This is a genomic window from Streptomyces sp. NPDC048441 (assembly GCF_043200235.1).
Lineage (GTDB): Bacteria > Actinomycetota > Actinomycetes > Streptomycetales > Streptomycetaceae > Streptomyces.
In genome coordinates, this window is record NZ_JBICXM010000015.1 from 1 (window position 1) to 12703 (window position 12703).

The window sequence follows — 12703 nt, forward strand, 5'->3', positions numbered from 1 at the left end:
GGCGCTTCCCTTCGGTGTTTCTTTTGTACTGTGTTTCTGTGTTTCGTTCTTGCGTTTCCGACTCTATCAGACTCTTTCGTGTCCGATTTCCTCGGCGCCTTTCCGGTTCCCGCTCCGGCCTTTCGGCTTTCGCGTTTCCCTTTCCGGCGAGTCCGACTTTATCAGAGATTCTGAGTCGGAATTCCCCGCCCCGTTCGGGGTTGCTCCGAGCACGTGAGTGCCGGGGGCTTCCCGTTCAGGCGGAGACGTAAACGTACTGGAGCGGGGCGCCCCGATGCAAATCGAGGCGCCCCGCTCCGAGTTCGCGCGGTGTCGGGTCAGACCTCGACGACCACGGGAAGGATCATCGGGCGTCGGCGGTAGTTGTCCGAGACCCACTTGCCCAGCGTGCGGCGGATGAGTTGCTGCAGCTGGTGGGGCTCCACGACGCCGTCCTGGGCCGACTTCTCGAGGACCTCTTGGACCCTCGGCATGACGGCCGCGAAGGCCGAGTCATCGATGCCGGAGCCGCGGGCATGGATGTGCGGGCCTCCGGTGAACTTGCCGGTGCTGGAGTCCACCACCACGAAGACCGAGATGATGCCCTCGTCCCCGAGGATCCTGCGGTCCTTGAGGGAGGACTCCGTGACGTCGCCGACCGAGAGGCCGTCGACATACACGTATCCCGCCTGGACCTTGCCGACGATCTTCGCCTTGCCCTCGACGAGGTCGACGACGACGCCGTCCTCGGCAATCACGATGCGGTCGTGCGGGATGCCGGTGAGGGCACCGAGCTCGGCGTTGGCGCGCAGGTGGCGCCATTCACCGTGGACCGGCATCAGGTTCTTGGGCTTGCAGATGTTGTAGAAGTACAGGAGCTCGCCCGCCGACGCGTGGCCGGAGACGTGCACCTTTGCGTTGCCCTTATGGACGACGTTCGCGCCCCAGCGGGTCAGGCCGTTGATCACGCGGTAGACCGCGTTCTCGTTGCCGGGGATGAGCGACGACGCCAGGATCACCGTGTCGCCCTGGACGATGCGGATCTGGTGGTCACGGTTGGCCATCCGGGAGAGGGCGGCCATCGGTTCGCCCTGCGAGCCCGTGCAGACGAGCACGACCTGGCTGTCGGGCAGGTCGTCGAGCGTCTTGACGTCGACCACTAGGCCCGGCGGGACCTTCAGATAGCCCAGGTCCCTCGCGATACCCATGTTGCGGACCATCGAGCGGCCTACGAAGGCGACCCTGCGGCCGTACTCGTGGGCCGCGTCCAGGATCTGCTGGATGCGGTGGACGTGGCTGGCGAAGCTCGCGACGATGATCCGCTTCTGGGCGCCGGCGAAGACGCCCCGGATCACGTTCGAGATGTCGCGCTCCGGCGGGACGAAGCCCGGGACCTCGGCGTTCGTCGAGTCGGAGAGAAGGAGGTCGATGCCCTCCTCGCTCAGCCGCGCGAACGCGTGCAGGTCGGTGAGGCGGCCGTCCATCGGCAGCTGGTCCATCTTGAAGTCGCCGGTGGCGACGACCATGCCCGCAGGGGTGCGGACGGCGACGGCCAGGGCGTCCGGGATGGAGTGGTTGACCGCGATGAACTCGCAGTCGAACGGGCCCAGGCGCTCGCGGTCGCCCTCGACGACCTCGAGCGTGTACGGACGGATGCGGTGCTCCTGGAGCTTCGCCTCGATGAGCGCGAGGGTCAGCTTGGAGCCGATCAGCGGGATGTCCGGCTTCTCGCGGAGAAGGTAGGGGACACCGCCGATGTGGTCCTCGTGGCCGTGCGTGAGCACGATGCCGTCGATGTCGTCGAGGCGGTCCCTGATGGACGTGAAGTCCGGCAGGATCAGGTCGATTCCGGGCTGCTCCTCCTCGGGGAAGAGCACTCCGCAGTCGACGATCAGCAGACGACCGTTGTACTCGAAGACGGTCATGTTGCGGCCGATCTCACCGAGGCCGCCCAGCGGGGTGACCCGCAGGCCGCCCTTCGGGAGCTTCGGCGGGGCGCCGAGTTCAGGATGCGGATGACTCAAAAGACTCTCCTCACCACACGCGCCACGTACCTCCAGGGCACGTGGCGCGCATGACGTTCGTGCAGTAGCAGTTGTTTGGTGTGGGTGCAGGACCGTGTCCTGCGGTTTCGCGTATTCAGTTGTGAAGTCTGGTCTGAAGTCTGGTGTGAAGTCTGTGGTTAGAGCTGTACCCCGCCGGCCGCGAGATCGATCTTGAGCTGGGCCGTCTCGTCGGGCGAAAGCTCGACCAGGGGCAGCCGCAGCGGTCCCGCGGGGCGGCCCTGGAGGGTGAGCGCCGCCTTGGTGGTGATCACACCCTGCGTACGGAACATGCCCGTGAAGACAGGGAGCAGCTTCTGGTGGATCTCGGTGGCCTTCTGTACGTCGCCCGTGACGTACGCGTCGAGCATCGCCCGCAGCTCCGGGGTGACGACGTGGCTCACGACGGAGACGAAGCCGCAGGCTCCGACGGAGAGCAGCGGGAGGTTCAGCATGTCGTCGCCGGAGTACCAGGCGAGGCCGGAGCGGGCGATGGCCCAGCTGGCGCGGCCGAGGTCGCCCTTGGCGTCCTTGTTGGCGACGATCCGGGGGTGCTGGGCGAGACGGACGATCGTCTCGGTGTTGATCGGTACGCCGCTGCGGCCGGGGATGTCGTAGAGCATGACCGGCAGCCCGGTGCTGTCCGCGATCGCGGTGAAGTGCCGGAGCAGGCCCTCTTGCGGGGGCTTGTTGTAGTACGGCGTGACCGTCAGGAGGCCATCGGCTCCGACGCGCTCGGCGTCGCGGGCGAGCTCGATGCTGTGGCGGGTGTCGTTCGTGCCGACGCCCGCGACGACGTGGGCGCGGTCTCCGACTGCTTCCACTACGGCTCGTACGAGCTCGGCTTTCTCCGCGTTGCTGGTGGTCGGGGACTCGCCAGTGGTGCCGTTGATGACGAGGCCGTCGTTGCCTGCGTCCACCAGGTGGGCGGCGAGCCGCTGCGCGCCATCGAGGTCGAGTGCGCCGTCCGCCGTGAAGGGCGTGACCATAGCGGTGAGGACCCTGCCGAAGGGGGTCTGCGGAGTGGAGGTCGGAGCCATGGGTAACACGCTACTCGCTGCTCAGCGCGGGGTCCCCCCTCGGGGGATGTGTGCGGACCTGACAAGTGAGGAGCCCGGCACTGCCTGCTCGGGGGTTCAAGCAGTGCCGGGTCCGTTTGATCAGGCTAGATGAACTTCGCTAAATGCCGCAATACGGACACCTCGCTCGGCCCACCCGTACATCAGTGCCTTACGGAGCCACACGTCCGTTGCCGTTGAAGGCCGCGTGCGTGAGGGGCATGAGCCTGGCCCAGTGCTCCTCCATCTTCTCGCCCACCATCTCGATCTCCCGCTGCGGGAAGGACGGGACCTTGGCGAGCTCGTGCTGCGTACGCAGGCCGAGGAAGTGCATCAGCGAACGGGCGTTGCACGTCGCGTACATCGACGAGAAGAGGCCGACCGGAAGGACCGCGCGGGCGACTTCGCGGGCGACGCCCGCGGCGAGCATCTCCTGATAGGCCTCGTACGCCTGGCGGTACGAGTCCTCCATGACGCGGCCTGTGAGCTCCTGCTGGGCCTGGGTGCCCTCCACGAAGACGTACTTCCCGGGGCGGCCCTGCTGGACCAGCTTGCGGGACTCGTCCGGGACGTAGAACGTGGGCTGGAGCTCCCTGTAGCGGCCCGATTCTTCGTTGTACGACCAGCCCACGCGGTGCCGCATGAACTCGCGGAAGACGAAGATCGGGGCGCTGATGAAGAACGTCATCGAGTTGTGCTCGAAGGGGCTGCCGTGGCGGTCCCGCATCAGGTAGTTGATCAAGCCCTTGGAGCGCTCGGGGTCCTTGGTGAGCTCCTCCAGGGACTGCTCCCCGGCGGTGGAGACACGGGCGGCCCACAGGACGTCGGAGTCGGTCGCGGCATGCTTCACCAACTCGACGGTGACCTCGCTGCGGAAGCTGGGCTTGAGGTCTTCGGTGGGGGTCTCGCTCACTGGCGGGGTCCTTCCATGTGCATCACTCGGGCGGCGCCCACTCTATGGCCCGGCACTGACAATCGGCTGTTCGGTGGCTCGTCATGACAATCTTCGACGAATTTGGTGAAACAGGGCACCATTTGGGCGTTTCGAGCGTCTGTCTAGGCAACAGAGTTTCGTTCGATTCGTGTGAGGAGAACCGCACCCCATGTTCCGTCGGCGCGAGCCCGTCCCGTTCGCCTTCATCGCCGAAGCCGACAAGTTCCGCAGCAATGTCACTCCCCCGCCCCGCGAGCGCCCTTCGGCCTCGCAGGTCGTGGGCCGCACCCTGGTCGGCCTCGTCGTGGCCGCCGGGCTCGCGGGGTCCCTGCTGTTCGGGATGCCTGCCTTGTCGCCCGATCAGTCAACCGGGCATACGCAGCAGTCCGAGGCCTCTGACGATCGCTAGCGTCAGCCTCGTACGACCAACAGTGCCCCTGACTCTCCCCCACTGCCCTAAAGGCGTGGGAGGTACCCCCATGGCCCCCCAAGGGTGGTAGGCGGCAGCAGGGCTCGGTAGCCTCACCGGGCACAGCCCATGCGTGGATTGAGTGAGGATCAGTCGTGCCCCTGCCCTTCCTGACGGCGGACCGCGCCTTTGACGAGGCAGCGGACGACGCTCCGCTGCCGTTCGACGACCGCGACCACTGGCGGCGGCCCTATCGGCCAGGACCATGGCGGGTGGGGGCGGCCGCGCTGCTTCTGCTGCTCGCCTCGTTCGTCCTCGTCGCCGCCGTGATCATCGCGTTCGCGGACTCACTGGCAGGTGCCGCCGTCTGCGCGGCGCTCGCTGTGGTCATCATCGTGAGCGCCCTGCGGCTGCTTCGGATGGGCACCTGGGTGAGCGCGCACGGGCTGCGTCGTGTGGCCTTCCTGACGACGCAGACCGTGCCGTGGGCGCAGGTCGTGACGGTGCGTACGACGCAGCAGCCCGTGCGGTGGCTGGGTCTGCCCCGCACCGTGCAGGGGCAGGCACTCGTCCTCGTACGACGGGATCAGCGGGCAGATGGGCAGCAGCCGTTGCTCACCGACCGTAATGCCGACTTCCTGGCGCGGTACGAGGCCTTCAATCGAGCGGCCGACTCCATCGAGGTGTGGGCCGACGAGTACCGCCGCACCGCCTGAACCGCCTGAACCGCCTGAACCGCAGCGGAGCTAGACGTTCACCGGCCGGCCCGCGCGCAGGGCGATCGCGCGCTGCATCGCCTTTCGCGCGCGCGGGGTGTCCCGGGCGTCGTGATAGGCGACGGCGAGGCGGAACCAGCAGCGCCAGTCGTCCGGTGCGTCCTCGGTCTCGGCCTTGCGCCGTGCGAAGACCTCGTCGGCCGAGTCGCGGTCGATACGGCCGCCGGGCGTGCGCCTCAACTCGTCGACGGGCAGGCCGCCTTCGGCTTCGAGCTCGGCGGCGAGGCGGTTGGCGCGCTGGACGAACTGGGTGTTCTTCCAGAGGAACCAGATGCCGATGAACGGCAGGATGAGCACCGCGACACCGAAGGTGACGGTGAGCACCGTGCCGTGCTGTATCAGGAGCACGCCTCGGCTGCCGACCAGGACGAAGTAGACGACCAGGACGGCAGCCGTGACGGCGTAAGTGATCTTTGCTCGCATGACGGTCGGTTCAGCCCCGTGTCAGTTCAGGTCCAGGAAGTGTTCCAGGCCGAACGTCAGCCCCGGAGTGCTCACCACACGGCGTACGCCGAGCAGGATGCCCGGCATGAAGCTGCTGTGGTGCAGCGAGTCGTGCCGGACGGTCAGGGTCTCGCCCTCGCCGCCGAGCAGCACCTCCTGGTGGGCCAGGAGGCCGCGCAGGCGCACCGAGTGCACGGGAACGCCGTCCACATCCGCGCCACGGGCGCCGTCCAGGGCCGTCGTCGTGGCGTCGGGCTGCGGGGCGCTGCCCGCCTCCCTGCGCGCCTCGGCGATGAGTTGAGCGGTGCGCGTGGCGGTGCCGCTGGGTGCGTCCGCCTTGTTCGGGTGGTGCAGCTCGACGACCTCGACGGACTCGAAGTACGGCGCCGCGATCTGCGCGAACTTCATGGTGAGGACCGCGCCGATGGAGAAGTTCGGGGCGATCAGGACGCCCGTCTCGGGTGATGCGGCCAGTGAGGTCTCCAGCTGCGCGATGCGGTCGTAGGTCCAGCCCGTCGTACCGACCACGGCGTGGATGCCGTGCCGTACGCAGAAGTCCAGATTGCCCATCACCGAATCGGGGCTGGTCAGTTCAACCACGACCTGGGCACCGGCTTCCACCAGCGTGTCCAGCTTGTCGCCCCGGCTCAGCGCGGCGACCAGTTCCAGGTCGTCGGCGGCTTCGACGGCTCGGACGGCCTCTGAGCCGATCCGGCCCTTCGCCCCGATGACCGCCACGCGCAGCTTGCTCATGTGCCTGATTCCTTGAGGGAGTTGAGGGAGTTAGGAGACCGCGTCGTGCAGACGGGCGGCCTGCTTGTCCTTCAGCGGGCCGATCGCCGCGAGCGACGGACGGTGGCCGAGGACGTCACGGGCGACCTCGCGGACCTCGTCCGGGGTGACCGCCGCGATCTTGGCCAGCATGTCGTCGACCGACATCTGCTCGCCCCAGCACAGCTCGCTCTTGCCGATGCGGTTCATCAGCGCACCGGTGTCCTCGAGGCCTAGGACGGTGGAGCCCGCGAGCTGGCCGATGGCGCGGCCGATCTCGTCGTCGCTCAGGCCGTTCTGCGCGACCTGGTCGAGTTCGTCGCGGCAGATCTTCAGTACGTCGTGCACCTGGCTCGGACGGCAGCCCGCGTACACGCCGAAGAGGCCGGTGTCGGCGAAGCCCGACGTGTACGAGTACACGCTGTAGGCCAGGCCGCGCTTCTCGCGGACCTCCTGGAAGAGGCGCGACGACATGCCGCCGCCGAGCGCGGTGTTCAGGACGCCCATGGCCCAGCGGCGCTCGTCCGTGCGGGCCAGGCCCGGCATACCGAGAATGACGTGGGCCTGCTCGGTCTTGCGGTTGACGACCTCGACGCGGCCCGATGTGCGCAGGGCGCGGGAGCCCTGGCGCGGGATGACCGGCGTCGCGTCGGTGCGCTGGAGGGCGCCCGCCTTCTCGAAGGCGGCGCGGACCTGGCGTACGACCTTGTTGTGGTCGACGTTGCCCGCGGCGGCGACGACCAGGCGCGTGGGGTCGTAGTGCTTCTTGTAGAAGCGGCGGATCCGGTCGGCGTCCAGGGCGTTGACCGTGTCGATCGTGCCGAGGACGGGACGGCCGAGGGGGGTGTCGCCGAGCATCGTGTGCGCGAACAGGTCGTGCACGCAGTCGCCCGGGTCGTCCTCGGTCATCGCGATCTCTTCGAGGATGACGCCGCGCTCGGCGTCGACGTCCTCCTGGAGGATCAGGGAGCCCGTCAGCATGTCGCAGACGACGTCGATGGCGAGCGGCAGGTCGGTGTCGAGCACGCGTGCGTAATAGCACGTGTACTCCTTCGCCGTGAAGGCGTTCATCTCGCCGCCGACCGCGTCGAGCGCGGCCGAGATGTCGAGGGCGCTGCGCTTCTTGGTGCCCTTGAAGAGCAGGTGTTCCAAGTAGTGCGTGGCGCCGTTCAGGGACGGGGTCTCGTCGCGGGAGCCGACGTTCGCCCAGATCCCGAAGGTCGCGGAGCGTACGGACGGCAGGGTTTCGGTGACGACCCGGAGGCCGCCCGGCAGCGTCGTACGGCGGACCGTGCCGATGCCGTCCTTGCCCTTGAGGAGGGTTTGGGTACGGGCGACGGCCCGCCCCTCCGAAGAGGGGCGGGCCGTCGTCGTGGTGCTACGCGACGTCACTTGTCGGTGTCGTCCTTCGTGTCGTCGCCCTCTTCACCCTCGACTACGGGGATGAGGGAGAGCTTGCCGCGGGAGTCGATCTCGGCGATCTCGACCTGGACCTTCTGGCCCACGCCGACAACGTCTTCGACGTTCTCCACGCGCTTGCCGCCGGCGAGCTTACGGATCTGCGAGATGTGCAGCAGACCGTCCTTGCCCGGCATCAGGGACACGAACGCACCGAAGGTGGTGGTCTTGACGACCGTACCCAGGTAGCGCTCGCCGACCTCCGGCATGGTCGGGTTGGCGATGCCGTTGATCGTGGCGCGCGCGGCCTCGGCCTGCGAGCCCTGCTGGGCACCGATGTAGATGGTGCCGTCGTCCTCGATCGTGATGTCGGCGCCGGTGTCCTCCTGGATCTGGTTGATCATCTTGCCCTTCGGGCCGATGACCTCACCGATCTTGTCCACCGGGATCTTGACCGTGATGATGCGCGGCGCGTTCGGGGACATCTCGTCCGGAACGTCGATCGCCTCGTTCATGACGTCCAGGATGTGCAGACGCGCGTCACGGGCCTGCTTCAGCGCGGCGGCCAGGACCGAGGCGGGGATGCCGTCGAGCTTGGTGTCGAGCTGGAGCGCGGTCACGAACTGCTTCGTACCGGCGACCTTGAAGTCCATGTCACCGAACGCGTCCTCCGCACCGAGGATGTCGGTGAGGGCGACGTAGTGCGTCTTGCCGTCGATCTCCTCGGAGATCAGACCCATGGCGATACCGGCGACGGCGGCCTTCAGCGGCACACCGGCGTTGAGCAGCGACATCGTGGAGGCACAGACCGAGCCCATTGACGTCGAGCCGTTCGAACCGAGGGCCTCGGAGACCTGACGGATCGCGTACGGGAAGTCCTCGCGCGAGGGCAGCACGGGCACGATCGCGCGCTCGGCGAGCGCGCCGTGGCCGATCTCGCGGCGCTTCGGCGAACCGACGCGGCCGGTCTCGCCGACCGAGTACGGCGGGAAGTTGTAGTTGTGCATGTAGCGCTTGCGCGTCACCGGCGAAAGGGTGTCGAGCTGCTGCTCCATGCGGAGCATGTTGAGGGTGGTGACGCCCAGGATCTGGGTCTCGCCACGCTCGAACAGCGCCGAACCGTGCACGCGCGGGATGGCCTCGACCTCGGCGGCGAGCGTACGGATGTCCGTGACGCCACGGCCGTCGATGCGGACCTTGTCCTTGATGACGCGCTCGCGGACCAGCTTCTTGGTCAGCGCGCGGTAGGCACCGGAGATCTCCTTCTCGCGGCCCTCGAACTGCGGGAGCAGCTTCTCGGAGGCGATCTCCTTGATGCGGTCGAGCTCGGCCTCGCGCTCCTGCTTGCCGGCGATGGTCAGGGCCTGGGAGAGCTCCGACTTCACGGCGGCGGTGAGGGCCTCGAGGACGTCGTCCTGGTAGTCCAGGAAGACCGGGAACTCGCCGGTGGGCTTGGCAGCCTTGGCGGCGAGGTCCGACTGGGCCTTGCAGAGCGCCTTGATGAAGGGCTTCGCGGCTTCCAGACCGGCGGCGACGATCTCCTCGGTGGGAGCCTCGGCGCCGTCCGCGACGAGCTGGATGGTCTTCTCGGTGGCCTCGGCCTCGACCATCATGATCGCGACGTCGCCGTCCTCGAGGACGCGACCGGCGACGACCATGTCGAAGACGGCGTCCTCGAGCTCGGTGTGCGTCGGGAAGGCGACCCACTGGCCCTTGATGAGCGCCACGCGCGTGCCGCCGATCGGGCCCGAGAAGGGCAGGCCGGCCAGCTGCGTGGAGCAGGAGGCGGCGTTGATCGCGACCACGTCGTACAGGTGGTCGGGGTTGAGCGCCATGATCGTCTCGACGATCTGGATCTCGTTACGCAGGCCCTTCTTGAAAGAAGGACGCAGCGGGCGGTCGATCAGGCGGCAGGTGAGGATCGCGTCCTCGGAGGGGCGACCCTCACGACGGAAGAACGAACCGGGGATCTTGCCGGCGGCGTACTGCCGCTCCTCGACGTCCACCGTCAGGGGGAAGAAGTCGAGCTGGTCCTTGGGCCGCTTGGAAGCGGTGGTGGCCGACAGCACCATGGTGTCGTCGTCCAGGTACGCGACGGCGGAGCCTGCGGCCTGCTTGGCCAGGCGGCCCGTCTCGAAGCGGATGGTGCGGGTGCCGAAAGTGCCGTTGTCGATAACAGCCTCGGCGTAGTGGGTCTCGTTCTCCACTAGCGTTTTCTCCGTTACTTGTCGTCTTTCGTCCCCTGGCCCGTGTGGCACGGGGACGGTGGCGGAGAAGCGCTCCTGCTGGTGCGGGCCGGTCTTCGATCGAAGCACCCGGGCGGTACTCGATTGCTCGATGTTCGAGTTCTCCTCGACGCTTCAAGCTCTCCCTGTACCCCGGGCGCCACTACCGAGGACCGGCGGCGGCTTTCCTTGAGGTGCGCTTCTCCTCGTACGGTGTGACGTCGTCTCGTCGCCATGTGCGACGCCGTTACGTCTGTGGACTGTGCAGTCCGATTCTGCCCAGTCCGGTATGGAGTGTGCGTATGACGTTGTCTATGACGTTGTGCGACCAGACTACAAAGAGCCGGTGACACTTCGCATGTAGAGCGTGCCTACATCAGGCGTACATGACGTACGGCACGCTTGCATACTGCAACTTGCATACAGCAAAGGGAGCGGCCCCCTCTTGCGTGGGAACCGCCCCCTTCACGATGTCTTACTTCGCGCCCGCCGCACCGCGACGGATGCCCAGACGGTCCACCAGCGCACGGAAGCGCTTGATGTCCTTCTTGGCCAGGTACTGCAGCAGACGGCGACGCTGACCGACCAGGATCAGCAGACCACGACGGGAGTGGTGGTCGTGCTTGTGCGTCTTCAGGTGCTCGGTCAGGTCCGAGATGCGGCGCGAGAGCATGGCGACCTGGACCTCGGGGGAGCCGGTGTCGCCCTCCTTCTGGCCGAACTCGGTCATGATCTGCTTCTTCGTAGCGGCGTCGAGCGACACGCTTACTCCTCGTAGTCTTTACGTGGCCACCGAGTGCCCCTGGTCTAAGTCTCAGGGGAGCTTCCGTAACTCGGGAGGCGAGGTCCGCTGGGCGCTGCCTCCAGGTCCTCGATCCTCGATCAGCTTCTCGATCGAGGGGATCCGGGGGCGCGTACACATACGGCCGTTACACAGGGTACCAGTCGGCTTGTGGAGGGCTTACCGCGGGCCGTTTCAGCCGGTTCAGCTGCCGGTCATCGCGCGAGCGGCAGCGTAGACGTCGAAGACCGCCAAGGTCAGCGGGACCAGCGTCAAGAGCACGAAGCCCTCCGCGATCTCCACGAAACGGCCCCAGAAGGGAGTGACTCCCCGGCGCGGCGTGATCAGGCCTACGGCGGTGACCAGCGCGGTGGCGGCAGCGATCGCGGCGACCAGCCACAGCGTACGGACATTGAGAGCCGCACTGTCGCCGAGCAGGGCATCGTCCATCAGCTCGCGAGGCGGGTTGATGCAGAGGCCGAGCCCGAGCAGCACCAGCACCCCCAGGCCCGCGGCCAGGGTGGCGGCGACCTGTGCCGTATAGCGGAAGAGCTGGGCGCGCATCAGCATCGCGACGCCGGTGGCGAAGGCCAGCAGCTGCCCCCATACGTCGTCGGAGAAGCCGAGTACGGCGGCGGCCCCTACGGACACCAGCGCGCAGCCGCCCACCAGGCCGACGAGGAGTTCGTGACCGCGGCGGGCCTGGGCGGCGATGCGGTCGGCGTCGATCGGTTGCTGCGGCTCGGGCTCCGCGCCGTACTCACCGCGCGCGGCGTGCGGGGACTCGAAACCGATGGGGAGACGCGCGAACCGCATGGAAAGACCCGGCAGGAACGCGAGGGCCCCCACGGCCAGCGGTGCGCACAGCGCCGCGGTCTCGATCGGCTCCAGGTTCCTGAGCGTCGCGATGAAGACAGTGAGCAGGCCGACGGCGGAGGCAAAGACGAAGGCGACGAACGGACCGTCCCCGCGTGGCGACACCAGGGTGAGGATCACCGAGGCGATGAGCACGGCCGTGCAGGCGAGCAGGAACTGGAGCCTGCCGATGCCCTCGCCCTCGGTCAGGGGCAACAGTCCGGAGCCGGCCACCGCCACGTTCGGCAGGGCGCCGAGGCCGAGTGCGACAGCCGAGCCCCGGTCGTCATAGATCCGCGCCCGCACGCAGGCGAGGGTGAGCAGCAACAGCCCCGTGACGGCCGCGAGGATGCCCGGGAGGCTGTTCATGTCGTGGCGGGGCTCTGCGGTCCACGCCACGAAAGCGATGAGGGCCGGCAGAACGGCGCCGCCGAAAAGGCCCGCCACCCGCGTCAGGTCGCCGTTCCACAGCGTGCGGTCACGGGTCACCGCGGAGGCGACGGCCTCGGACACGTCGTCGAAGACGGCGGGCGGCAGCGATTCCGAGAACGGGCGCAGGGTGAGGAGCTCACCGTCGAGGATGCGCTGTGCCGCGAAGGAGCGGGCGCTGTCGAGGACAGCGCCGTCACGACGTACGAGGTGGTAGCCGACGGGAGCGCCTTCGGCAGGGCTCTGCCGGGAGAGGCGCAGGATCTCCGGGTATATGTCGGCGACCGGGATGTCATCGGGCAGCGCCACGTCGATCCGGCTGTCGGGCGCGACGATGGTGACCCGGCAGAAGCCGAATCCCGTGCCGGTCCCGGAGGGGGTTGGCCCTGGAGGCGTTCCCTGGCCGGGTCGGCCCGATCCGGTGGCCGTCGTGGAGGCCGTCATGCTCACCTTGCTGCTCCCCCTCAATGCTGGTGGTCCTGCTCAATGCTGCTGGTCCCGCTCAATGCTGCTGGTCCCGCTCAATGCTGCTGGTCCCGCTCAACGCTGCTGGTCCCGCTCAACGCTGCTGGTCCTGATGGCGATGTCATCAGTGATGCTCG

The 12703-nt window shown here is 67.7% G+C and carries 11 protein-coding genes; 2 read left to right on the forward strand and 9 right to left on the reverse strand.

The window, feature by feature from the left end:
• Positions 1-317: 317 nt before the first annotated feature.
• The 3 genes from ACGFSB_RS30565 to thyX all read right to left on the reverse strand — a co-directional run bounded on the left by ACGFSB_RS30565 (position 318) and on the right by thyX (position 3992).
• Positions 318-2003: a ribonuclease J gene (locus ACGFSB_RS30565; RefSeq protein ID WP_383285375.1), complete on the reverse strand. Its 1686-nt coding sequence runs from the start codon at positions 2001-2003 to the stop codon at positions 318-320.
• Between the two features lie 158 nt (positions 2004-2161).
• A complete protein-coding gene (gene dapA, locus ACGFSB_RS30570; RefSeq protein ID WP_393405927.1) occupies positions 2162-3061 on the reverse strand; it encodes a 4-hydroxy-tetrahydrodipicolinate synthase in 900 nt (299 codons plus the stop codon).
• Between the two features lie 190 nt (positions 3062-3251).
• Positions 3252-3992, reverse strand: a complete 741-nt coding sequence (thyX, locus tag ACGFSB_RS30575) for an FAD-dependent thymidylate synthase (RefSeq protein WP_393405929.1) — start codon at positions 3990-3992, stop codon at positions 3252-3254.
• A gap of 190 nt (positions 3993-4182) precedes the next feature.
• On the opposite strand from thyX, the gene ACGFSB_RS30580 reads away from it, so the two are divergent.
• Both ACGFSB_RS30580 and ACGFSB_RS30585 read left to right on the forward strand, forming a co-directional pair.
• Positions 4183-4422: a hypothetical protein gene (locus tag ACGFSB_RS30580; protein WP_393405931.1), complete on the forward strand. Its 240-nt coding sequence runs from the start codon at positions 4183-4185 to the stop codon at positions 4420-4422.
• Between the two features lie 155 nt (positions 4423-4577).
• Positions 4578-5138: a PH domain-containing protein gene (locus ACGFSB_RS30585; RefSeq protein ID WP_393405933.1), complete on the forward strand. Its 561-nt coding sequence runs from the start codon at positions 4578-4580 to the stop codon at positions 5136-5138.
• 30 nt (positions 5139-5168) lie between these two features.
• Here ACGFSB_RS30585 and ACGFSB_RS30590 read toward each other — a convergent pair whose 3' ends face one another.
• The 6 genes from ACGFSB_RS30590 to eccD form a co-directional block, all read right to left on the reverse strand.
• Positions 5169-5621 carry a hypothetical protein gene (locus tag ACGFSB_RS30590; RefSeq protein WP_393405935.1) on the reverse strand — a complete coding sequence of 151 codons (453 nt, stop codon included), beginning with the start codon at positions 5619-5621 and terminating at the stop codon, positions 5169-5171.
• A 21-nt stretch (positions 5622-5642) separates the two neighbouring features.
• Positions 5643-6395: a 4-hydroxy-tetrahydrodipicolinate reductase gene (dapB, locus tag ACGFSB_RS30595; RefSeq protein WP_393405937.1), complete on the reverse strand. Its 753-nt coding sequence runs from the start codon at positions 6393-6395 to the stop codon at positions 5643-5645.
• Between the two features lie 30 nt (positions 6396-6425).
• Positions 6426-7805 carry a M16 family metallopeptidase gene (locus ACGFSB_RS30600; protein WP_393405939.1) on the reverse strand — a complete coding sequence of 460 codons (1380 nt, stop codon included), beginning with the start codon at positions 7803-7805 and terminating at the stop codon, positions 6426-6428.
• Positions 7802-10018, reverse strand: coding sequence for a polyribonucleotide nucleotidyltransferase (locus ACGFSB_RS30605; protein ID WP_393405941.1), 2217 nt, complete (start codon positions 10016-10018; stop codon positions 7802-7804). The genes ACGFSB_RS30600 and ACGFSB_RS30605 overlap by 4 nt, the downstream gene beginning before the upstream one ends.
• Positions 10019-10511: 493 nt before the next feature.
• Positions 10512-10799 carry a 30S ribosomal protein S15 gene (gene rpsO / locus ACGFSB_RS30610; protein WP_160507553.1) on the reverse strand — a complete coding sequence of 96 codons (288 nt, stop codon included), beginning with the start codon at positions 10797-10799 and terminating at the stop codon, positions 10512-10514.
• A gap of 222 nt (positions 10800-11021) precedes the next feature.
• Positions 11022-12545, reverse strand: a complete 1524-nt coding sequence (gene eccD / locus ACGFSB_RS30615) for a type VII secretion integral membrane protein EccD (RefSeq protein ID WP_393406225.1) — start codon at positions 12543-12545, stop codon at positions 11022-11024.
• Positions 12546-12703: the final 158 nt, after the last annotated feature.

Bases quoted from the DNA above. Each gene is read 5' to 3' on its own strand.
- ACGFSB_RS30590 (WP_393405935.1), bottom strand. From the start codon at position 5,621: ATGCGAGCAAAGATCACTTACGCCGTCACGGCTGCCGTCCTGGTCGTC.
- ACGFSB_RS30580 (WP_393405931.1), top strand. From the start codon at position 4,183: ATGTTCCGTCGGCGCGAGCCCGTCCCGTTCGCCTTCATCGCCGAAGCC.
- dapB (WP_393405937.1), bottom strand. From the start codon at position 6,395: ATGAGCAAGCTGCGCGTGGCGGTCATCGGGGCGAAGGGCCGGATCGGC.
- eccD (WP_393406225.1), bottom strand. From the start codon at position 12,545: ATGACGGCCTCCACGACGGCCACCGGATCGGGCCGACCCGGCCAGGGA.
- dapA (WP_393405927.1), bottom strand. From the start codon at position 3,061: ATGGCTCCGACCTCCACTCCGCAGACCCCCTTCGGCAGGGTCCTCACC.